Consider the following 22651-nt stretch of genomic DNA (forward strand, 5'->3'; position numbering starts at 1 on the left):
CGGCAGGCGTCGGCGGCCGCAGGCACCGGGCTGCCGGTGGGCACGGCCATCCAGGAATTCGATCGAGGAACGGCGAGGGCACAGCACGTGAGCGAGGCGCGGCACGGCCTGACAGCGTACGGACGCGTCCGACGGGCGGCCTTCCGCCTGGGCGCGGTGCTGGCCGGCGGCACCGTCCTGCTGTCCGCCCCGCCGGCGGCCGTGGCGTCGCCCGGGGCAGCCGCGGGGCTCGCGGCCGCCCCCGCCCTCTTCGCGGCGTCCTCGGAGTATCCGGCGACGGTCGTGATCAACACGCTCTCCGCACCGGTGCTGTCCGACAACACTCCGATCGTGATCACCGGCACGGTGACCAACTCCGGCTCGTCCACGCTGCGGTCCGCGCACGCGGCGGTCCGCTCCTCCAAGGAGGAGCTGGACACCCGCAGCGAGATCAACTCCGTCGCCGGGCGCACCGCCCCGAGCGGCAAGGACGGCATCGACCTCGACCACCCGACGGCCGACCTCGGCGATCTCGCGCCCGGCCAGTCCCGCGCCTACTCCCTGCAGGTCAGCGCCTCCGAGCTGGGTCTCAGGTCGGCCGGCGTGTACGAGCTGGCGGTGGACGTCCGCGACGCGGAGGACGAGCACGCGCTGGGCATCGCCCGCACCTTCCTCCCCTACAACACGGAGCCGGGCGCCAAGCAGACGCAGATCGCCACGCTGTGGCCGATCACGCACACCGCCGAGCTGGTCGCCCAGACCATGCCCGACAACGACCAGATGCCGGTGCTGCGCGACGAGGGCCTCGCCGCCGAGCTCGCCCCGAACGGCCGCCTCGGCCGCCTGGTCGCCATCGGCCAGACCCTGCCGAACCTCACGTGGGTGGTCGACCCGGACCTCCTGGACACCGTCTTCGCGATGACCAGGCCGTACCGGGTGCAGAAGCCCGGCACGGCCGGCGAGTCGGCGAAGGAGGAGAACACCGTCGCCGGCACCGGCCAGCGGGTGGCCGCCGACTGGCTGACCCAGCTGCGGACGGCCGTGGCGACGGGCGGCTCGCAGGTCGTCGCCCTGCCGTACGCCGACCCCGACCTCGCCTCGATCGCGCACAACGGCGCCGGTCTCGCCGGCATGGACACCGCGCTGCGCAAGGCCGCGACGGCCGGCAAGGTGACCGCGGAGGGCCGGCTGGCGGTCGACGTCCGCGGCGGCGTGGCCTGGCCCTACCGGGGGCGGCTCGACGAGGCCACCGCCGCCGTCGGCCGCACCGCCGGCGCCGACCTGGTGCTGGTCGGCGGCGACAGCATGCCGGAAGCCCGGTCGCTCCCGTACACGCCGAACGCGGCCCGGCCGATCGGCAACGGGCAGACCGCGGTGGTCGCCGACGCCACGCTGTCCTCGCTGTTCCAGGGCGACCTGAACACCGACGCGGCACAGAGCCTCGCCCAGCAGCGCTTCCTCGCCGAGACCCTGACGATCACCGGCCAGCGCCCCGACAACCAGCGCAGCCTGCTGGTGATGCCGTCGCGGACGATGACCGTCGGTACCGCCGAGGCACTGGCGGGCGCGCTGACCGCCGCCTCGCAGCCGAACGGCTGGGTCGCGCCGACCCGGCTCGACACCGTCGCCACGGCGCCGGCCGATCCGGCCGCCAACTCCTCCGTCCCCGGGAACTACCCGGACGAGCTGCGCGGCTCCGAGCTGTCCGCCCCCTCGCTGGGCGCCGTCATGGGCGTACAGAAGGGCCTGGACCAACTCCTGGTCATCCTGACCCAGCCGCAGCGCGTCAGGGGGCCGTTCAACGCCGCGATGGTCCGGTCGGTGTCGACCCAGTGGCGCGACCACGCCGAGGAGGGCGCTGCCTACCGGGACGGCGTGCAGAGCTACCTGGTCAACCTCACCGCGGCCGTCCGGGTCCCCGCGAAGAGCCTGATCACGCTGCCGGGTGACAACGCCACCCTGCTGATCAGCGTGAAGAACGACCTCAACCAGGCCGTCGGCAACCTGCAGCTGCGCGTCTCCTCGGCGCAGGTCAACCGTCTCAACGTGGGCGACCCCGAGACGGTGGTGCTCGACGGCACGACCAGCCGCACCTTCCGCTTCCCCGCCGAGGCCCAGGTCAACGGCCCGGTGCAGATGACCGCCCAGCTGTGGACGACCGGCCCGAACGCGCGCCGGTACGGCGAGCCGGTGACCTTCACCGTCGAGGTGACGTCGGTCGCGAGCGGCGTCATGTACGTGATCGGCGGCGGCGTGGTGCTCATGGCCCTCGCGGGTGTCCGGTTCTCCCTGCAGCGCAAGAAGCGGTCCGCGGCCGGCGAGACCGACCTCGACCCCGAGCGGCTGCTGGAGGACGACGACCGGGACACCGCCGGTGCGCCCACCGCCGGCCCCGGCTCGGCGGACGGCGCGGCGGCCGCCGAGGTACCCGCGGCCCCTGCCCCGGACGGCCCCGGCACCGCGCCCAGATCCGCCCCAGATGCCCGGGATCGGGCCACCGGTGATGAGAAGGTTGGTCACTGAGGGAACCCCGTCCGGGCTCCACCGACCAGCGAAGAGGTGGCATGAGCAGCGGTCCGCGCGAGGAGCGAGCACAGGGCCGGGGCGGCGCCGGTAGCGCGGGCCCGCAGGCGCCCGCAGACCCCACCGACTCCGACCGGTACGTCGCCGACACCTACGCCCACGACCCCTACGCGGGCGCCCCGTTCGGCAGCGCCGACGAGCAGGATCCGTACGGGCTGCGCGCCGCCGAGGCCGCCGCCCTGCCGGTGCGGCACCCCGCGGCGGTGTCCGTCGAGCCGCCGCTGCTGGCCGCACCGGCGCCCCGCTGGCCCGGCACCGACGTGCTCACCGCCGACGGGCCCGAGGACACGAGCGTCCCGGAGGATCCCGGCACACCCGCCGACGGGCACGCCGACGGGGACGACCCGGACGCGCGGACGGCCGGTCCCGCAGCAGCACCCGCCCGGGAGCCCGCGGACGAGGACGCCCCCGACGACACCAGCAACACCGGTGACACCGACGGCGTCCCTGCCGACGGCACGGCCGGCCGCGGCCGGGGCACGGTCACGCCGGCCCCCAGCCCGTCCCCGCCCGCCCCCGGTACCGTCCGGACCGAGGAGGACGAGGCGGCGGACTACCTCGGTGTCGACGCGCTCTTCAGCGGCGACCACAGCGCGCCCGAACCGCAGCCCTTCATCCCGGCGATCGAGTTCGACCCGCCGCTCACCCCGGAGGAGGCCGGGATGCACGCCTCTTTCACCGACGGCGCCGCGTCCGCGGCCGCACCCGGCACGGCGGGCAGGGCCGCCCCGCCCTCCGCACCGGCGTCACCCGCGCCCCCGCCGCCCCTCGCCGCACCGGCGCAGGCGCCTGCCGGTCCGTCCGTCACCGGTCGGGTCACGAGCCTGGTGAACTCCAGCGCGATCATGGCCACCGGCACCCTCGTCTCCCGCGGCACCGGTTTCCTGCGCACCATGGTGATCGCCGCCGCGATCGGCGTCGCCACCATGGGCGACTCGTACAACGCCGCCAACACGCTGCCGACGCTGCTCTACATCCTCATCGGCGGCGGCGCCCTGAACGCCGTGTTCGTGCCGCAGCTGGTCCGCAGCATGAAGAACGACCAGGACGGCGGCACCGCGTACGCCAACCGCCTCCTCACCCTCGTGATGACCGGTCTCGCGGGCGTCGCCTTCGTCGCGGTCCTCGCCGCGCCGCTCCTCGTCCAGCTGATCTCGCACTCCCTGATGCGCGACCAGGCAAGTGCCGACACCACGGTCGCGCTGGCCCGGTACTGCCTGCCCACGATCTTCTTCATGGGCGTGCACGTGGTGATGGGCCAGATCCTCAACGCCCGCGGCCGGTTCGGCGCCATGATGTGGACCCCGGTCCTCAACAACCTCGTGGTGATCTTCACCTTCGGGACGTACCTCTGGGTCTACGGCACCTTCCAGCACAGCGGGGTCACCCCGCAGACCATCGCGCCGGAGGGCATCCGGCTGCTCGGCATCGGCACCCTGCTCGGCCTCGCCGTCCAGGCCCTGGCGATGGTGCCCTACCTGCGGGCGTCCGGCTTCGCGTTCAGGCCGCGCTTCGACTGGCGGGGCCACGGCCTCGGCAAGGCCGCACGGCTCGCCAAGTGGACGTTCCTGTTCGTCCTCGCCAACCAGGCCGGCTTCCTCGTCGTCACCCAGCTGGCCACCGCCGCGGGCATCGCCGCCGAGTCCGACGGCCACCTCGGCGTCGGCCTCGCCGCCTACTCCAACGCGCTGCTGATCTGGCAGCTGCCGATGGCCGTGGTCACGGTGTCGGTGATGAGCGCCGTCCTCCCCCGGCTCTCCCGCGCCGCCGCCGACCACGACGCCGGGGCCGTCCGCGACGACCTCTCGTACGGGCTGCGCACCTCGGCCGTCGCGATCGTGCCCGCCGCCTTCCTCTTCCTGTCGCTCGGCCCGGTCATCGGCTCCGCGATCTACGGCCTCGGCAACGGCGGCGACGCCTCGCACGGCGCCCGCTCGATCGGCTACATGCTCTCCGCCTTCGCCCTGGGCCTGATCCCGTACTCCGTGCAGTACGTGCTGCTGCGCGGCTTCTACGCGTACGAGGACACCCGGACCCCGTTCTCCAACACCGTCTGGGTGGCCGTCTGCCAGGCCGCCACCGCGGTGCTGTGCTGGCTGGTCCTCCCCGCGCAGTGGGCCGTCACCGGCATGGCACTCGGCTACGGCGCCGCGTACGCGGTCGGCGTGGCCGTGGCCGTCCCCCGGCTCAAGGCGCGGACCGGCGGCCTCGACACCGGCCGGATCGCCAAGACGTACGTGCGGCTCGCGATCGCCTCCCTGCCGGCGGCCGCCCTCGGGCTGGCCGTCGAGGTGCTCATGCTCGCGCTCCTGGACAGTTGGCTGGGCAACGTTCTGACACTGGCGGTAGCGGGAACGGTCCAGGTCGCGGTATTCCTGGTGATCGCCCGGAAGATGCGGATCGAGGAGCTGAACGCGATGCTCGGCATGGTGCGCAGCCGTATCGGTCGCTGACCGATGACATGACGTCAACCCGGTGCGGCCCCCGTGGCCGCCCGGCGGAACGCCGACGCTGGGCCGTCCACCCGGATTGTGTCGATGACGCAACCGGGAGGGCGGCCCAGCGGTCGTACCCGGGGGGAAACAGTGGGCACAATTGTCCTGGCAGGACCCGGCGCCCGAACGGCCGGGACAGCCGGCCTCCGGGGCCGGGCCGATACAAGGGGAGGCAGGACCACGGTGGCTGATGGCACCAAGTCGGTCGTCGACGCGTCCGTGGCGGACGAGACGGCGCTGGCCATGGCAGTCGAGGACTTCGCGGCGACGCACGCAGCGGACGGCGGGGCACAGCCCGGGGACCTTCCTGACGCGGCCTCGGACATCGCTGACGACGACTCTGCCACCGGACCCGCCGACGCCGTCGACGCCGACCGGGACGGGGCCGAGGACTCCCCCCCGGACGCCACCGGTGACAGCACCCGCGGCCCCGGCTCCGGCGAGGGCGCCGAGGGCGCCCCTGAGGTCACGGAGGGCCCGGCACCCACCCGGAGGCCCGCCCAGGCCGAGAAGGCCGCTGCAGCCGCAGTGGAGGACGCCGTGACGGCCCGTGGGTCCGACCCCGAGGCCGGCCTCGACCAGGATGATCCCGCCCCCGTCACCACCACCCCCGCCGCCGTCACCACCACCCCCGCCGCCGAGCCCGTCCCCGCGGACCTGTCCGAGTCCACCGCCCAGCTGTCGGCCGGCGAGATCGCCGCCGAACTCGCCGCGGGCGGCGCGGCACGGGCCGTGGGCCGTAAGCCCTCCTGCACCACCTCCACCGACCGCCGTCCGGCCACCCGCCCGGCGGTTCCGAAGGCCGACGGCGACGCGGGCCCCACCCCCCTGTCGGCCGTCAGCACCGAGACCCTGGACGCCGACACCGGCACCCTCCCCGCCTCCCGCCCCGTCCCGCTGCGTCACAGCGGCGACAAGATCGGCGGCCGCTACCGGCTGGAGGAGTGCATCACCCAGACGGAGACGTTCAGCAGCTGGCGGGCCGTCGACGAGAAGCTCCGCCGCGCCGTCGGCGTCCACCTGATGGCGGCCGGCCACCGCCGGGCCAAGGCCGTGCTGACCGCGGCCCGCTCGGCCGCGCTGCTCGGCGACCCCCGTTTCGTCCAGGTGCTCGACGCCGTCCAGGAGGGCGACCTCGTCTACGTCATCCGCGAGTGGCTGCCCGGCGCGTCGGACCTGGCCCACCTGCTCGCCGACGGCCCGATGGAACCGTACGACGCCTACCAGATGGTCCGTCAGGTCACCGAGGCGGTCGCGGCCGCCCACCGCCGCGGACAGGCGCACCTCCGGCTCACCCCGCGCTGCGTCCTGCGGACCGACACCGGCCAGTACCGGATCAACGGCATCGCCGTGGACGCCGCACTGCGCGGCCTTCCCACCGACGACGCCGAGCTCACCGACACCCGCGCCATCGGCGCCCTGCTCTTCGCGGCCCTCACCCACCGCTGGCCCTACCCCGAGGACCGCTACGACCTCCGCGGCATGCCGAAGAGCCTCGGCTGCGTGCCGCCCGACCAGGTACGGGCCGGCGTGCACAAGGGCCTCTCCGAGCTCGCCGCACGGGCGCTGTGCACCAGCCCGCCGCACCACAAGCCGGCGATCGACAGCCCCGAGGAACTCTCCAAGGCGATCGCGCTGATGCCGAAGATCCGTCAGCCGGAGACGCCCGCGCCCACCTTCACCCCCCGCACGCCCAAGCCCGCACCCGCACCGCAGGCCGCCCACCACAGCGCCCACCACACCGCCCGGCCGACGGCGCCGGAGCCGCGCCCGGCCCAGCACCACGCCACGTACCCGGACACCCCCACCACCGCCACGCGGCCGCCGCGCAGGCGCCGCCGACTGCTGCGCTCCGCCCTGCGGGCGACCGTCTCGCTGGTCGCCCTCACCGCGATCGTGGTCGGCTCCTGGCAGGCCGTCGAGTACCTCCACAAGCCGCGGCCGAACTCCGCCGCACTGCCCTCCGGCCTCCAGCCGACACCCCCCGGCGGCCAGGGCGCTTCCTCCGCCCCGCTCGAAGGCGTGACGCTCGCCTACACCCCCACCTCGTTCAACGCCTTCGGCTCCGAGAAGGCCGAGCACGCGTCCTCGCTCCCCAACATCAGCGACGGCAAGCCCGGCACCACCTGGTCCACGCAGGCCTACCAGGACGCCTTCGGCTCCGGCTACCGGCCCGGCACCGGCATCCTGCTCGACCTCGGCACCGCCCGCACGGTCGGCTCGGTCTCCGTCCGGCTCGCCGGCGGCACCCACACCGTCGAGCTCAGGGCGACCCCCGCCGCCACCACGAACGCGCCCCCCGTCAGCGAGTCCGGGTTCCAGGACTTCGGCGGGCCGACCGCCTCCGCCAGCGGCACCGACCTCCAGCTCAAGCCGGCGAAGCCGATCACCACCCGCTACCTCTTGATCTGGCTGACCGCCATCCCCAACGATGGTGGCAGCTACCGCGGCCAGGTCGCCGAGGTCACGGTGAACGGCTGAGCCACGACGGGCAGGAGGTGGGAGGCATGGCGGACGAACCGTCCGACGCCGACCTGCTCGCCCGGCACGTGGACGGCGACCCCGACGCCTTCGGCCTCCTCGTGCAGCGCCATCGCGACCGCCTCTGGGCCGTCGCCCTGCGGACCCTCGGCGACCGCGAGGAGGCCGCCGACGCCCTCCAGGACGCCCTGGTGTCCGCCCTGCGCGCCGCCCACACCTTCGAGGGGCGCTCGCAGGTCACCACCTGGCTGCACCGCATCGTGGTCAACGCCTGCCTCGACCGGGCCCGACGGGCCGCCACCCGACGGGCCGCACCCCTCGACGACGACCCCCGCGACCTCGACGCCGCCCTGGGCAACGCCGAGCCCACCGACTCGCTCGTCGTCCGCGCCGAACTCCGCCGCGAGATCGCCGACGCCCTCCACACCCTCCCGGTCGAGCAGCGCTCCGCCCTCGTCCTCGTCGACATGCAGGGCTACTCGGTCGCGGAGACCGCAGAGCTGCTGGGCGTGCCCGTCGGCACGGTCAAGAGCCGCTGTGCCCGCGGACGGGCTCGACTGCTGCCCCTCGTCCGCCACCTGCGCGGCGGGGACGTTTCACGTGAAACACCGTCCGCCGGGGGTGCAGCCCCCGCCGGAGGGTCCGCCCGGACCAAGGCCGACCCCGCCGCCGGCACCGGCGCTGCCGGCAGCCGCACCCCCGACAGCGGAGCACCCGGCCGTGTTTCACGTGAAACCGAGCCCCGTCGGGGGAACCCGTCCACCCCCTCCCCCGTCCCAGATACGGGCGCGGCCGGACGCCGCACCTCCCGGGAAGGAGATGCGACCACGCGATGACGCCGCACACGCCTTCCGCAGCCGAGCCCGCGCACCCGGACATCGACGAGATCGCCGACCTCGCCGAAGGCCTCACCGATCCGGCAGCCGAGCCCGCGCTGCGCGCCCACCTCGCGACCTGCGCCTCCTGCGCCGACACCCTCGCGGCGCTCTCCGAGGTGCAGGACCTCCTGAGCTCCGTCGACACGCCGCCGATGCCGGACGACGTGGCCCTGCGCATCGACACCGCGCTCGCCGCCGCCCGGACGCCCGCCGCCGCCTCCCCCGAGCCGGCCGGGGCTTCCCGCACCGTCCCCGACGGCCACGGCCGGCACACCGCCCCCACCGCGTCCGGCCCGGGCTCCACCGCCTGGGCCGGAACGGCCACCCGCCCCGGCCCCGGCGGCCCGGGCCGCCGGCGCGGCCGCAGGCGCGCCGTCCTGGCGGCCGTGGCGGGCGTCGCCCTCGGCCTGGGCGCCCTGCTCGTCCCGCTCTCCGCCCGCACCACCGGCGGCAACTCCACCGCGGACAGCGCCGCCCGACCGGCCGCGGGAGCCCAGCAGCCCGGCACCAAGACCGGCACCGACTTCGACGAGGCCACGCTCCCGGACCGGATCGGGCAGCTCGTCCGGTCCGCCACGGGCAGCCCCGCCGCGGCCGGACCCGACGCCTCCGGCACGCCCGGCGCTCCCGGTCTGCAGCCCCCCGAAGGCACCCCGCCCGGCGGGTCCGCGACCGTGGCACCGCCCTGCGCCGCCGCCCTCACCGGCCGGGAACCGGGCGCCCTCGTCACCGCCGCCCCCGGCCGCTTCCACGCGTCGCCCGTCACCGCGCTGGTCTACGCCGTGCCCGGGCAGGACACCTCGCTCGACGTCTACCTGATCACCCCGGACTGCGCAGCCCCCGGGATCCTCCTCCACCGCACCGTTCCGGCCCCCTGACACCGGGCCGCCGGAGCGCCCCGGCCGCACCGCCGCACCCCGCCGAGCCCCGCCGCACCGCGGGACGCCCACCCATCGGAACCTCCGCTCCCACAGTGCGGGCACGTGGTACTGCACGCCCCGGGAATGCGGGACACTGGGCAGTCGTTGTCCCGGGCGGCGGAGCAGGACCGCCCTCCCCGCACCAGCGCGGGTCGCGAAGCGAACCAGGAGATGCAGTGAGCGACGTCCGAAACGTGATCATCATCGGTTCCGGCCCCGCCGGATACACCGCTGCGCTGTACACCGCGCGTGCTTCCCTGAAGCCGCTGGTCTTCGAAGGCGCGGTCACCGCGGGCGGTGCGCTGATGAACACCACCGAGGTCGAGAACTTCCCCGGCTACCGCGACGGCATCATGGGCCCCGAGCTCATGGACAACATGCGGGCCCAGGCCGAGCGCTTCGGCGCCGAGCTCGTCCCGGACGACATCGTCTCCGTCGACCTCACCGGCGACGTCAAGACCGTCACCGACTCCGAGGGCACCGTGCACCGCGCCCGCGCCGTCATCGTGGCCACCGGCTCCCAGCACCGCAAGCTCGGCCTCCCCCGCGAGGACGTGCTCTCCGGCCGCGGCGTCTCCTGGTGCGCCACCTGCGACGGCTTCTTCTTCCGCGACCAGGACATCGCCGTCGTCGGCGGCGGCGACACCGCGCTGGAGGAGGCCACCTTCCTCTCGCGCTTCGCCCGCTCCGTCACCGTCGTCCACCGCCGCGACTCCCTGCGCGCCTCCAAGGCCATGCAGGAGCGCGCGTTCGCCGACCCCAAGATCACCTTCGCCTGGGACAGCGCCGTCGAGGGGATCCACGGCGACCCCAAGCTGACCGGCCTCACCCTGCGCGACACCACCACCGGCGAGACCCGCGAGCTGGCCGTCACCGGCCTGTTCATCGCCATCGGCCACGACCCGCGCACCGAGCTCTTCACCGGCCAGCTCGACCTCGACGCCGAGGGCTACCTCAAGGTCGAGGCGCCCGGCACCCGCACCAACATCCCCGGCGTGTTCGGCTGCGGCGACGTCGTCGACCACACCTACCGTCAGGCCATCACCGCCGCCGGCACCGGCTGCTCCGCAGCACTGGACGCCGAGCGCTACCTCGCCTCGCTGGCCGACCTGGAGGCCCAGGCCGCCGCCGTCGCCGCGGTCTGACCGAACCCCGGGGAAACAGAACCGCCCCCGCGGTTGTTGAACCCTTCGAAGGTGCCGGACAGCTCCCCCGCCGTCCTGGCACCGCCTCTTCCGTGACCCCAAGGAGTGCTCCGTGGCCGGCGCCACCATCACCGTGACCGACGCGACCTTCGACGCCGAGGTACTCAAGAGCGACAAGCCCGTCCTGGTCGACTTCTGGGCCACCTGGTGCGGCCCGTGCCGCCAGGTCGCCCCGATCCTGGAGGAGATCGCCACCGAGCACAGCGACAAGCTGACCATCGCGAAGCTCGATGTCGACAACAACCAGGAGACCGCTGCCGCCTACAACGTCATCTCGATCCCGACGCTGAACGTCTACCAGAACGGCGAGCTGGTGAAGACCATCACCGGCGCCCGCCCGAAGGCAGCGCTGCTGCGCGAGCTGGCCGAATTCATCTAGGTCGTCCGCCGTCCGGCACTGTCGAGGGCCCCGGGGTCACCCCCGGGGCCCTCGACGCGTTCCCGGCCCGTCCCATCGGGTCTGTCCCGCCGTGCCCGATCCGCGGCCGCCGGCCGGGTCAGAACGGCCGCAGCGCCGGCTCCTTCCGAGCCCCGCCGAGGAGGCGCTCCAACGCACCCTCGACGTCGCTGCGCCAGGTGAGCGTGGTCCGCGACTCCAGCCGCAGCCGGGGGTACCGGTGGTGCGGCCGCACCGTCTTGAAGCCGACCGCCAGCAGGTGGTCGGCGGGCAGCACGCAGCTGGGCGTGGGCCGGCCGACCGCGCCGAAGGCCTCGATCGCCCGGACCCCTCGATGCATCAGGTCCTTCACCACCGTCTGCACCAGCACCCGTCCCAGGCCCTGCCGCTGGTACCCCGGCAACACCCGGCTCACCATCAGCTGGACGGCGTCCGGGGAGACCGGACTCGTCGGGAACGCCAGCGAGCGAGGCACGTACGCCGGCGGCGCATAGAGCACGAACCCGGCGGGGACGTCGTCGACGTAGGCGATGCGCCCGCACGAGCCCCACTCCAGGAGCACCGCGGAGATCCACCCCTCCTTCTCCAGCTCCGCCTTGCCGTCCTCCACCGCGGCCCGGGCGCTCACCGGATCCAGCTCCCAGAACACGCACGAACGGCAGCCGTCCGGCAGGTCGACCAGGTTGTCCAGCGTCAGTGGAGCGAGCCTGCGACCCACACCCCACACCTCCTCCAGCTCGGACCCACACCACGAGCTTGCTCCGAAAAACGCGAGGGGTGCACGTTTCACGTGAAACATGCACCCGCTCGTTCCGTTCCCGCCGTGCCGGTCAGCCCGAGGAGAGCCTCAGACCCTCCTCGCCCGGCGCCAGGCTGTCCAGGATCCGGTTCAGGTCGTCCACCGAAGCGAACTCCAGCACCACCTTGCCCTTGCCCAGCTTGCCGTTGCGCTGCGACACCTCGACCTTCACCCGGGTCTCGAACCGGTCGGACAGCCGCCCGGCGAGATCGTTGAAGGCCGGGGAGGGGATCTTCCCCGCCTTGGGCCCGGCGGCCCGCTGCGGCTTCTCGTCCCGGTCCATCAGCGCCACGATCTCCTCGGTGGTCCGCACCGAGAGACCCTCCGCGATGATCCGGTGGGCGAGGCCGTCCTGACGTTCCGCATCCGGCACGCCGAGCAGCGCCCTGGCGTGCCCGGCCGTCAGCACGCCCGCGGCCACCCGCCGCTGCACGGCCGGCGAGAGCTTCAGCAGGCGGAGCGTGTTGGAGACGTGCGACCGCGAGCGGCCGATCCGGTCCGCCAGCTCGTCGTGCGTGCAGGAGAAGTCGCGCAGCAGCTGGTCGTACGCCGCCGCCTCCTCCAGGGGGTTCAGCTCGGCCCGGTGCAGGTTCTCCAGAAGGGCGTCCAGCAGAAGCTTGTCGTCATCGGTGGCCCGGACGATCGCAGGGATCAGCTCCAGGCCAGCCTCGCGGGAGGCACGCCAGCGACGCTCGCCCATGATCAGCTCGAAGCGGTCCGCACCGACCTGGCGCACCACCACGGGCTGGAGCAGGCCGACCTCCTTGATGGAGGCGACCAGCTCGGCGAGCTTGCTCTCGTCGAACACCTCACGGGGCTGCCGCGGGTTCGGCGTGATCGAGTCCAGCGGGAGCTCGGCGAAGCGGGCCCCCTCCACCGGGGCCAGGGCCGCTTCCAGGATGCTCCGCGGAAGCGGATCCCCGGCCAGCTCCCGCAGGCTGTCCGCGGCCGCCTTGGCCGCCACCGTGCCACGCCCGGCCGGAAGCACGGGACCGGTCGCCGGGGACACCACCACTCCCGCCGACGCGGCCGGCGGTGCCGCCGACGTCCCCGTCGCCGGGGTGGCCGCGGGGATCAGCGCCCCGAGTCCACGTCCCAGCCCTCTGCGCCCACCACTCACCGGTTGCCCTCCATCGTGCCGTGCTGTGCCGCGCCGACGCCGTGCGTCGCGTCGGCGGTCCTCTGCTGCCCGACCGCACCGTAGCCCGTGCCGGTCGCCGCCGGCTGCTCGGCCGTGACCGCCCGCAGCGCGAGCTCCCGGGCCGCCTCCAGGTAGGAGAGCGAACCCGTCGAACCGGGGTCGTAGGTGAGGACCGTCTGGCCGTAGCTGGGCGCCTCGGAGATCCGGACCGAGCGCGGGATGGCCGTCCGCAGCACCTCGCGCTCGAAGTGGGTCCGGACCTCCTCCGCGACCTGGGCGGCCAGCCGGGTGCGGGCGTCGTACATCGTGAGCAGGATGGTCGAGACGTGCAGCGCCGGGTTCAGGTGCGCCCGCACCAGCTCGACGTTCCGCAGCAGCTGGCCGAGCCCCTCCAGCGCGTAGTACTCGCACTGGATCGGGATCAGCACCTCCGCGCCCGCGACCAGGGCATTGACGGTCAGCAGGCCGAGCGACGGCGGGCAGTCGATCAGGATGTAGTCGAGCGGCTGCTCGTACGCGGCGATCGCGCGCTGCAGCCGACTCTCGCGTGCCACCAGCGAGACGAGCTCGATCTCCGCGCCGGCCAGGTCGATGGTGGCCGGGCAGCAGAACAGCCCCTCCACGTCCACGACCGGCTGGACGACGTCGGCGAGCGGCTTGCCCTCGACCAGGACGTCGTAGATCGACGGCACCTCGGCGTGGTGGTCGATACCGAGCGCCGTCGAGGCGTTGCCCTGGGGGTCGAGGTCGACGACCAGCACCCGCAGCCCGTGCAGGGCCAGCCCGGCGGCCAGGTTGACGGTGGTGGTGGTCTTGCCCACCCCGCCCTTCTGGTTGGCCACTACGATCACCCGGGTCGCGGCAGGCCTTGGCAGCCCTTCACCGGCCCGCCCGATGGCCTGTACCGCCGCCTGAGCGGCGCGCCCGATGGGCGTGTCGTCGATCTGGTGGATGGTCTCCGAGTCCTGCATGGGGGTCAGTGTTTCACGTGAAACCGGAGCGGCAACAGTCACCGCCATGGCACGGTCGAGGATTCCGGGGAGCAGTGAGCGACGTTTCACGTGAAACACCATGCCCGGATTGTCGCAAATCTGATGGTGCGACACTCCGTGTCCGGCCCACCTGCCCCGACCGGCCCAGTCCTCCCCGGCCCCGTCGAACCGCCGCCGAACCGCCGCCGCAGGCATCGGCAGGCCGCGCCCCGCGCCCGCACCACGCCCGGCCCGCGCCCATCCGGCCGCCGGAACGCCGAGAGCGGGCGGCCACCGGGCCACCCGCTCTCTCCCCCGTCCCGGCACCACCGGGTGTCAACGCCTCCGGCGCGAACCGCCCCGGCCGCCCTCGCGCGTCCCACGACCGGCCCGCGCAGCCTTCGCCCGCCGGGTGGCGGCCTTCACACCGCCGGGGCTCTCGCCCGCCTCGACCCGCACCACCCGCGTCGACGTCTCCAGCGTGCCCTCACCGACCGAGATCACGGACCAGCCGACCGCACCGAGCCGCGTCAGCGCCGACCGCGAGTCCGCCAGCTCCTGCTCCGCCGTGTCGCCCTTGAGCGCCAGCATCTGACCGTACGGCCGCAGCAGCGGCATCCCCCAGCCCGCCAGCCGGTCGAGCGGCGCCACCGCGCGCGCCGTGACGACGTCCACCGCCACCTTGCCGATCATCTCCTCGGCCCGGCCGCGCAGCACCGTGACGTTGTCCAGCCCCAGCTCCCGCACCACCTCCTCCAGGAAGGTCGTACGCCGCAGCAGGGGCTCCAGCAGGGTCACCGACACGTCGGGACGCGCCATCGCCACCGGGATGCCCGGCAGGCCCGCACCCGAGCCCACGTCGCACAGCGAGGCGTGCTGCGGAAGCAGCTCGGCCAGCACGGCGCAGTTCAGCACATGGCGGTCCCACAGCCGCGGCACCTCCCGCGGCCCGATCAGACCGCGCTGCACACCCGCCGTCGCCAGCAGCTCGGTGTACCGCTCCGCGACGGCCAGCCGCTCGCCGAAGATCCCCCGCGCCGCCGCGGGAGCATCGCCCGGGCCCTCGGCGGGTGCACCGTCCGCCGGGACATGCTGCTCGGCAGCGTCCCGGCCGGGCACATCCTCCGACGGCCCGCCCTCGGTCGCCACGCCGTCCGTCTCCATGTCAGCCTCTCCGCTCACCGTATCCACCCCACATCAGGGACCATCCTCACGCGAGCCCCCACCCCGCGCGCAACCGGACCCGCACCACCTGCCCGGAAGGAACGACGACCCCGCCCGCACAGGGCGGACGGGGTCGCTCGGTACAGCACCGAGGTCAGCTCGGCAGCACGACCACGCACCGCTGGGGCTCCTCGCCCTCCGACTCGCTGCGCAGACCCGCAGCGGCCACGGCGTCGTGCACGACCTTGCGCTCGAACGGCGTCATCGGCCGGAGCTTGACCTGCTCGCCGCTGCTCCGGACCTGCTCGGCGGCCTCGGCGCCGAGCGCCGCCAGCTCCGACCGCTTGCGCGCCCGGAAACCGGCGACGTCGAGCATCAGCCGACTGCGCTCACCGGTCTCCCGGTGCACGGCCAGCCGGGTCAGCTCCTGCAGTGCCTCCAGCACCTCGCCGTCCTGGCCGACCAGGCGCTGGAGCGTCCGGTCGTCGCCTTCTCCGACGATCGAGACCAGCGCCCGGTCGCCTTCGACGTCCATGTCGATGTCACCGTCGAGGTCCGCAATGTCCAGCAGACCCTCCAGGTAGTCGGCGGCGATGTCGCCCTCGCGCTCCAGCCGGGCCACGAGGCCCTCGCCGGACTCCGCGCCGGGCTCGACCTCGACCTCGACGGCGGAGGTGGTGCCTTCCGTCACTGATGGACTCCTTCGGGGATGGGCCCCCGGGTGGGGCCGGGAACGAAGATCTGCGGCCGTTCGGGCCGACTCCGACCGGTCAGGGCTTCTTCTTCGGCCGCTGGCCGCCGCCCTGGCCGCCGCGCTTGGGCTGCTGACGGGTGCCGGCCTTGCCGGCCGGCTGCTTGGGCACGGGACGGCCTGCCGGCACCGCGTCGTGCTTGGTCAGATCGGTCTGCGGCGCGTCCTCGGCAGCGTGGTCCTGGCCCGGCTCGGCGACGACCGGCTGGCCGCTCGCGTGCTGCCGCTGCGCCTTGGACTGCTTGCGCGGCTGCTGACGGCGCACCTGCACCGTCTCCTCGACGACCGCGGCCGCGCTGGTCGCCGCCGGCTTGCCGCCGCCGCCGCTCAGCGTGGCGAGCAGGCCGACCTTCTTGACGGAACCGTCGGGGTTGAGCCGGCCGGCCTTCTTGAGGCGGGTCTGGCGCTCGTCCCAGGCCTTCGAGCCGGGCGTCGGGTTGTTGCGGATGACGATCAGCTGCTGGCCCATCGACCACACGTTGGTGGTCAGCCAGTAGACGAGGACACCGACCGGGAAGTTGATGCCCATCACGGCGAACATGATCGGGAAGACGTACATCAGCATCTTCTGCTGCTGCATGAACGGCGTCTTGACCGTCAGGTCCATGTTCTTGGTCATCAGCTGGCGCTGGGTGATGAACTGCGACAGCGACATCAGCACGATCATGATCGCGACGACGATCTTGACGCTGACCTCGTCCGAACCCAGGAAGGTCGCGGAGAGCGGAGCGCCGAAGATGTGCGCCTGCTGCGCACTGTTCAGCAGGTCGCTGTTGATGACGCCGATCGTCTTGTCGTTGGCCACCGAGGCCAGCACGCCGTAGAGGGCGGTGAAGAACGGGGCCTGGACCAGGATCGGGAGACAGCTCGAGAAGGGGTTGGTGCCCGCCTCCTTGTAGAGCTTCATCATCTCTTCGGACTGGCGCTGCCGGTCGTTCTTGTAGCGCTCCTGGATGGCCTTCATCTTCGGCTGAATGGCCTGCATCGCGCGGGTCGCCTTGATCTGCTTCACGAAGAGCGGGATCAGGCAGATCCGGATGACGATCACCATCGAAACGATGGACAGACCCCAGGCCCAGCCACCGTCCGGGTCGAAGACGTGGCTGTACAGCGAGTGGAACTGGACGATGATCCAGGACACCGCTGTGTAGAGGGGATTCAGGAAGGAGAAGGTCACCGGTCAGGCTCCTTGGACATCAGGATTGGCCACCGGCTCCGGCCCGGCGGTTCCACTCTTCGGGCTCAGCAGATTGCGCACCCGGCGGTGCCACACCGGATGCTTGCGCGGTGGCACGTGATCGACCCCGCCCGGCGACCAGGGGTTGCAGCGCAGGATGCGCCACGCGGTCAGACCGCTCCCCTTGACCGCACCGTGCAGACGCACCGCGTCGTACCCGTAGTGCGAGCACGAGGGGTAGTAACGGCACACCGGTCCGAGCAGCGGACTGATCGTCCACTGGTAGAGCCTGATCAGCCCCATCAGCAGGTACTTCATCGCCCTGCTCCCGTCGGCGCAGTGCCGGTCGGTTCTGCCCGGAGCAGTCGCCGCAGCGCCGCATCCAGGTCACGTTCGAGATCGAGATACGACGCCGTCCCCGCAGGGGGCAGCGCGCGTACCACTATCAGGCTACCTGCGGGCAGCCTGGGCAGACGCTCACGGACCAAGTGACGAAGCCGACGCTTCACGAGATTGCGCACGACCGCAGGACCCACGGCCTTGCTCACGACGAAACCCGCACGCACCGAAGGAAGCCCCTCGGCGGCGTGCGGGCCACGGTCGCTCTCCCGGTCCGCCCGCCCCGGCCTGTCGCCCTCTCTGTCGAGATGGACGACCAGCAGGGGCTTGCCGGCCCGGCGACCGCGTTTCACCGCGGTCGAGAAGTCCTGGCGCCGCCGCAGCCGATTCTCGGAGGGCAGCACGTCGGAACCCGTGCGCTGATCAGGCGGACAGGTTGGTGCGGCCCTTGCCACGGCGGTTGGCCAGGATGGCGCGGCCGGCGCGGGTACGCATCCGCAGCCGGAAGCCGTGGGTCTTGGCGCGACGACGGTTGTTCGGCTGGAAGGTGCGCTTGCTCACTCGGGGGCTCCTGAGGTGAATCGTAGGATGACGGGGCGTCGCTTGGCCGTCACCGTGCGTCCGCGCGATCTTCCCTGGGCGGGAAATCCGACCTCAACCACCAGGTCTGCTGGGGTTGGGGCAATGCACACGGCGCCCGTGCTGCGCGCCTTGTGGAAGCGGGTGGACCCGCGGGCATGCGGCAGCGGCCATCGACAACTCGACCTGGTTACGGTACGCGGCAGCGCACCCGAGGGTCAAACCGGCAGCCCCCGCGCCCGTCGCCCACAGCCTGTGGACAACAACTTGAATCCACTCTGCCCGCTGACTACCGTTGCAGGACTTGTCGGGTTTGTTCATCGATCGGACCGGCACCCCGATTCCCCGCGACACCACCCCGAGCTGGGGGCGCCCCCGGCCGCAGGCTGGGGGCGGAACGAGAAAGCGTGCACCAGTGGCTGATGTCAACAGCGATCTCGTCCCGCTCTGGGCGAAGGTCGTCGAGCGGCTGGTCAACGACGCCGACGTCGGGGACAGCGACAAGATGTGGCTCCGCCGCACGCAGCCCATGTGGATGATGCACGACACCGCCCTGCTGGCGGCCCCCAACGAGCGGGCCAAGCAGGTGCTGGAGGGCCGGCTCCTCCCGCAGCTCACCGAGGCGCTCACCTACGAGTTCGCCCGCCCCGTGCGGATCGCCGTCATGGTGGACGCCAACGCGATGCCCACCCCGGCGCCCGCACCGGAGCCCCCCGCCGAGCCGTCCCGGCTGCCTCCGGGCCAGGAGTGGCCGGCCCAGCCGTACCACGGCGAGCAGGACTACCCGGCCCCCTCCTACGAGCAGCAGCAGCCGTACGGACCCCGCCAGGACCGGTACGAGAGCCCCCGCTACGAGCAGCAGCCCCCTTACCAGGACGAGCAGCCCTCCTGGGGGGAGCAGCAGGGCGGGCCGTCGGCCTGGGAGCAGGCGCCGTACGAGCAGCCGCCCGCGGCCGCCGGACGGCGTCCGGAGCAGGCCCGGCCGAAGGGCCTCCCGGCGGCGACGCCGGCCCAGGGCGACCTCTTCGGCGGCGTCCTCGGCCCCGATCCCGGGGAACCCCGCCCGCGGCCCGGCAGCCCCGGGCGCCGCGCGGCCGCGCACCGCCCGGCCCACCAGCACCCGGGCGGTCCGGCCCTGCCCGAACGGACCCCCGGTGTGCCGGCCCCGCCCGGCGCCCCGCCGGCCGGCGGCTCCCGCAAGGACGAGCCGGCGGCCCGGCTGAACCCCAAGTACCTGTTCGACACCTTCGTGATCGGCGCGAGCAACCGCTTCGCCCACGCGGCGGCGGTCGCCGTGGCCGAGGCCCCGGCGAAGGCGTACAACCCGCTGTTCATCTACGGCGAGTCCGGGCTCGGCAAGACGCACCTGCTGCACGCGATCGGCCACTACTCGCGGAGCCTCTTCCCGGGCACCCGGGTGCGGTACGTGAGCTCGGAGGAGTTCACCAACGAGTTCATCAACTCGATCCGGGACGGCAAGGCGGACGCGTTCCGCAAGCGGTACCGGGACATGGACATCCTGCTGGTGGACGACGTCCAGTTCCTGGCGAGCAAGGAGTCCACGCAGGAGGAGTTCTTCCACACCTTCAACACGCTGCACAACGCGAACAAGCAGATCGTGCTCTCCTCGGACCGGCCGCCCAAGCAGCTGATCACGCTGGAGGACCGGCTGCGGAACCGCTTCGAGTGGGGGCTCATCACCGACGTCACCCCGCCGGAGCTGGAGACCCGGATCGCGATCCTGCGCAAGAAGGCGATCCAGGAGCAGCTCAACGCCCCGGCGGACGTGCTGGAGTTCATCGCCTCCCGGATCACCCGCAACATCCGCGAGCTGGAGGGGGCCCTGATCCGGGTCACCGCCTTCGCGAACCTCAACCGGGCGCCGGTCGACCTGGAGCTGGCCGCGATCGTCCTCAAGGACCTGATCCCCGGGGGCGACGAGGACGCCGGCCCCGAGATCACCGCACAGGTGATCATGCAGCAGACGGCGGCGTACTTCGGCCTCGGCGTCGAGGACCTCTGCGGGTCGTCGCGCAGCCGTGTCCTGGTGACGGCGCGCCAGATCGCCATGTACCTGTGCCGGGAGCTCACGGACCTGTCGCTGCCGAAGATCGGCGCCCAGTTCGGCGGGCGGGACCACACGACCGTCATGCACGCCGACCGGAAGATCCGGTCACTGATGGCCGAGCGCCGGTCCATCTACAACCAGGTGACCGAGCTGACCAACCGGATCAAGAGCTAGCTGCTGCAGCGCCCCTGACGGCGCTGCGGACACCTCCAGGCCTCGCCGGCCACCGTCGGCGGGGCCTTTCGCGTGCCCGCGTGCCCGCCCGTGGGCCCGGGCCGGGTGCGGCCCGGTGCGGCCCGGTGCGGCCCGGTGGGGCCGGATGCGGCCCGGTACGGCCGGGTGTGGGGCGGCGGGAGCGGGGCAGCATTTCCCCCGGGGGCGCGAACGGGTGGAAAGCTCCCGATGGAACACCTGACCTGTCATTCGAACGGGGCGGGTCCGCGGCGCCGTAATCCACAGGAACGGGTGGTTTTCCCCGTCCACAGCCGCAGCCGGGCGAAGTTATCCAGAATTCCTCCACAGGGCCACCGGGGCTACGCTCGTCCTTGCAGGTCAGGTGCCTGTGGACTTGTGCACAACAGTTATCCACAGGGTGTGGACAGTTGACGCTCCGCCAGCCGGTCGAACGGGCTGTCCACCGGTTGTCCCCAGGGAACCAGCACTTATCCCCAGGTTCTCCACAGCTGTATCCACAGTTCGGCAACATGTCGCTACTGTTCACCCTCAGGTGTGAAAGGCGTCACGTGATGTTGCTCGACGCCCGTGGATAACCGGGGCATCATCTGGGGACGAACCTGGGGATAACCTGTGGATACTCAGCGTGCCCTGTGGGTAACTCTCGGTTGTCCACAGCAGGGCCTGGTTGTCCACAGCTGCAGTCCACAGGTGCTGTGGACAAAATTTGGGGTCTGACCTGTGGAAACGAGGTTATCCACGGTATCCACAGGCCCTACTACTACCACTACACATAGAGACCTCGGAGCTTGATCAACAGTGGGGCTGGCCGAAATCTGTGGACAACCGCTCCCCGACATCTGTTCGGGTTCGGGGAGCCCATCTGCCCCGAGTGTCCGTGGAGTACGTCAGACTGTTCTCGGCAACTGGAAGCCGGAGTGGTTGCGCCGGCCGGTCCAGTGCACGAAGACGATCGATCGCGGAAGCGACGGCAGTGAGCCAGGAGGCGGTTACCGGTGAAGTTCCGGGTGGAGCGTGATGTCCTCGCGGAGGCGGTGGCCTGGGCTGCTCGCAGCCTCCCGGCGCGGCCGCCGGTGCCGGTGCTGGCCGGCCTGCTGCTGACGGCCCAGGAGGGCGCCCTGGCGCTCTCCGGGTTCGACTACGAGGTCTCGGCCAGGGTCGAGCTGGAGGCGGACGTCGAGGAAGCGGGCACCGTGCTGGTCTCCGGCCGCCTGCTCAACGACATCTCCCGCAACCTGCCGAACCGGCCGGTGGAGATCTCCACCGACGGCATGCGGGTCAGCCTGGTCTGCGGCAGCTCCCGGTTCACCCTCCCGACCCTGCCGGTGGACGAGTACCCGGCCCTGCCCCAGATGCCGACCGCCACCGGCACGGTCTCCGGCGACGTGTTCGCCTCCGCCGTCAGCCAGGCCGCGGTCGCCGCGGGCCGCGACGACACCCTGCCGGTGCTCACCGGCGTCCGGGTCGAGATCGAGGGCGACCGGATCACCCTGGCCGCCACGGACCGGTACCGCTTCGCCGTCCGCGAGCTGCTGTGGAAGCCCGAGCAGCCGGACATCAGCGCGGTCGCCCTGGTGCCCGCCAAGACCCTGCAGGACATCGCCAAGTCCCTCGGCAGCGGCGACACGGTCTCCATCGCGCTCGCCTCCGGCGGCGCCGGTGAGGGCCTGATCGGCTTCGAGGGTGCGGGCCGCCGGACGACCACCCGGCTGCTGGAGGGCGAGTTCCCGAAGTTCCGCAGCCTCTTCCCGACCGAGTTCTCGGCGGTCGCGGCGATCCAGACCCAGCCCTTCCTGGAGGCGCTCAAGCGCGTCTCCCTCGTGGCCGAGCGCAACACCCCGGTGCGGCTCAGCTTCGAGCAGGGCGTGCTCACCCTGGAGGCCGGGTCCGGCGACGACGCCCAGGCCACCGAGCGGGTCGACGCCGACCTCGAAGGCGACGACATCTCGATCGCGTTCAACCCGGGCTACCTGGAGGAGGGCCTCAAGGCCATCGACTCCGCCTACGCCCAGCTGAGCTTCACCACGCCCACCAAGCCGGCCCTGCTCAGCGGCAAGCCCGCCGTCGACGCCGAGGCCGACGAGGCGTACCAGTACCTGATCATGCCGGTGCGCCTCTCGGGCTGACGCCGAAGCGGCCGCCGCGAGCACGCTCGCGGCCCTGCCCGGTCGCGGTCGCACCGGGTCGGCGCATCCGCAGCGCCGTCCACAGGCTGTGGACACGAGGCCTCGTCCGGTCGGCTCCGACCGCGCGGGGCCTCGCCGCTGGGCGGCGTAGGCTCAGCCTGTGCGGCAACGGCGCCGCCGTCTCGGCACGAAACCACAGTGAAGGACTTGTCATGGAGCTCGGCCTCATCGGTCTCGGCAAGATGGGCGGCAACATGCGCGAGCGCATCCGCCGCGCCGGCCACACCGTCATCGGCTACGACCGCAACCCCGACCTCGCGGACGTCGACAGCCTCCAGGAGCTCGTCAACAAGCTCCCGAGCCCCCGCGTCGTCTGGGTGATGGTCCCCGCCGGAGGCCCGAC

19 protein-coding genes are annotated in these 22651 nt (G+C 72.7%); 10 read left to right on the top strand and 9 right to left on the bottom strand.

The features are described from left to right. Nucleotides 1-87 precede the first annotated feature (87 nt). From SNE206_RS34975 to trxA, 7 genes are all read left to right on the top strand, one after another. Nucleotides 88-2502, top strand: coding sequence for a DUF6049 family protein (locus tag SNE206_RS34975; protein WP_407917598.1), 2415 nt, complete (start codon nucleotides 88-90; stop codon nucleotides 2500-2502). A gap of 41 nt (nucleotides 2503-2543) precedes the next feature. Then, the gene (gene murJ, locus SNE206_RS34980; protein WP_407917599.1) at nucleotides 2544-5015 is read left to right on the top strand and encodes a murein biosynthesis integral membrane protein MurJ; all 2472 of its coding nucleotides are present in this window, start codon (nucleotides 2544-2546) and stop codon (nucleotides 5013-5015) included. Between the two features lie 225 nt (nucleotides 5016-5240). After that, nucleotides 5241-7538 carry a protein kinase family protein gene (locus tag SNE206_RS34985; protein ID WP_407917601.1) on the top strand — a complete coding sequence of 766 codons (2298 nt, stop codon included), beginning with the start codon at nucleotides 5241-5243 and terminating at the stop codon, nucleotides 7536-7538. A gap of 26 nt (nucleotides 7539-7564) precedes the next feature. Next, nucleotides 7565-8374, top strand: coding sequence for an RNA polymerase sigma factor SigM (gene sigM, locus SNE206_RS34990; RefSeq protein WP_407917602.1), 810 nt, complete (start codon nucleotides 7565-7567; stop codon nucleotides 8372-8374). Further along, nucleotides 8371-9294: an anti-sigma factor family protein gene (locus tag SNE206_RS34995; RefSeq protein ID WP_407917603.1), complete on the top strand. Its 924-nt coding sequence runs from the start codon at nucleotides 8371-8373 to the stop codon at nucleotides 9292-9294. The genes sigM and SNE206_RS34995 overlap by 4 nt, the downstream gene beginning before the upstream one ends. A 218-nt stretch (nucleotides 9295-9512) precedes the next feature. Then, on the top strand, nucleotides 9513-10481 hold the full coding sequence (gene trxB / locus SNE206_RS35000) for a thioredoxin-disulfide reductase (RefSeq protein WP_407917604.1): 969 nt from the start codon (nucleotides 9513-9515) through the stop codon (nucleotides 10479-10481). A 112-nt stretch (nucleotides 10482-10593) separates the two neighbouring features. Then, on the top strand, nucleotides 10594-10920 hold the full coding sequence (trxA, locus tag SNE206_RS35005) for a thioredoxin (RefSeq protein WP_407917605.1): 327 nt from the start codon (nucleotides 10594-10596) through the stop codon (nucleotides 10918-10920). Between the two features lie 118 nt (nucleotides 10921-11038). Here trxA and SNE206_RS35010 read toward each other — a convergent pair whose 3' ends face one another. From SNE206_RS35010 to rpmH, 9 genes are all read right to left on the bottom strand, one after another. Continuing rightward, complete coding sequence (locus tag SNE206_RS35010; protein ID WP_407917606.1) at nucleotides 11039-11656, bottom strand: GNAT family N-acetyltransferase; 618 nt, start codon at nucleotides 11654-11656, stop codon at nucleotides 11039-11041. Nucleotides 11657-11768: 112 nt separating this feature from the next. Next, on the bottom strand, nucleotides 11769-12857 hold the full coding sequence (locus SNE206_RS35015) for a ParB/RepB/Spo0J family partition protein (protein WP_407917607.1): 1089 nt from the start codon (nucleotides 12855-12857) through the stop codon (nucleotides 11769-11771). Continuing rightward, entirely contained in the window at nucleotides 12854-13822 is a 969-nt protein-coding gene (locus SNE206_RS35020) for a ParA family protein (RefSeq protein ID WP_407917617.1), read from the bottom strand. The genes SNE206_RS35015 and SNE206_RS35020 overlap by 4 nt, the downstream gene beginning before the upstream one ends. Nucleotides 13823-14185: 363 nt before the next feature. After that, entirely contained in the window at nucleotides 14186-15013 is an 828-nt protein-coding gene (gene rsmG / locus SNE206_RS35025; protein WP_407917608.1) for a 16S rRNA (guanine(527)-N(7))-methyltransferase RsmG, read from the bottom strand. Between the two features lie 154 nt (nucleotides 15014-15167). Continuing rightward, entirely contained in the window at nucleotides 15168-15704 is a 537-nt protein-coding gene (locus tag SNE206_RS35030; protein ID WP_407917609.1) for a protein jag, read from the bottom strand. 79 nt (nucleotides 15705-15783) lie between these two features. Continuing rightward, nucleotides 15784-16941, bottom strand: coding sequence for a membrane protein insertase YidC (gene yidC, locus SNE206_RS35035; RefSeq protein ID WP_407917610.1), 1158 nt, complete (start codon nucleotides 16939-16941; stop codon nucleotides 15784-15786). 3 nt (nucleotides 16942-16944) lie between these two features. Further along, nucleotides 16945-17259: a membrane protein insertion efficiency factor YidD gene (yidD, locus tag SNE206_RS35040; protein ID WP_407917611.1), complete on the bottom strand. Its 315-nt coding sequence runs from the start codon at nucleotides 17257-17259 to the stop codon at nucleotides 16945-16947. Continuing rightward, nucleotides 17256-17684 carry a ribonuclease P protein component gene (rnpA, locus tag SNE206_RS35045; RefSeq protein WP_407917612.1) on the bottom strand — a complete coding sequence of 143 codons (429 nt, stop codon included), beginning with the start codon at nucleotides 17682-17684 and terminating at the stop codon, nucleotides 17256-17258. Before rnpA ends, yidD begins: the two co-directional genes overlap by 4 nt. A 19-nt stretch (nucleotides 17685-17703) precedes the next feature. Continuing rightward, the gene (gene rpmH / locus SNE206_RS35050; RefSeq protein WP_078850492.1) at nucleotides 17704-17841 is read right to left on the bottom strand and encodes a 50S ribosomal protein L34; all 138 of its coding nucleotides are present in this window, start codon (nucleotides 17839-17841) and stop codon (nucleotides 17704-17706) included. Between the two features lie 433 nt (nucleotides 17842-18274). Here rpmH and dnaA point away from each other — a divergent pair, with 433 nt between their 5' ends. From dnaA to SNE206_RS35065, 3 genes are all read left to right on the top strand, one after another. After that, entirely contained in the window at nucleotides 18275-20101 is a 1827-nt protein-coding gene (gene dnaA / locus SNE206_RS35055) for a chromosomal replication initiator protein DnaA (protein ID WP_407917613.1), read from the top strand. 1016 nt (nucleotides 20102-21117) lie between these two features. Continuing rightward, nucleotides 21118-22248, top strand: coding sequence for a DNA polymerase III subunit beta (dnaN, locus tag SNE206_RS35060; protein ID WP_405012312.1), 1131 nt, complete (start codon nucleotides 21118-21120; stop codon nucleotides 22246-22248). Between the two features lie 212 nt (nucleotides 22249-22460). After that, on the top strand, nucleotides 22461-22651 hold a 191-nt coding region (locus tag SNE206_RS35065), incomplete at its 3' end, for an NAD(P)-binding domain-containing protein (RefSeq protein WP_407917614.1).

Source organism: Kitasatospora sp. NE20-6, from assembly GCF_045862635.1.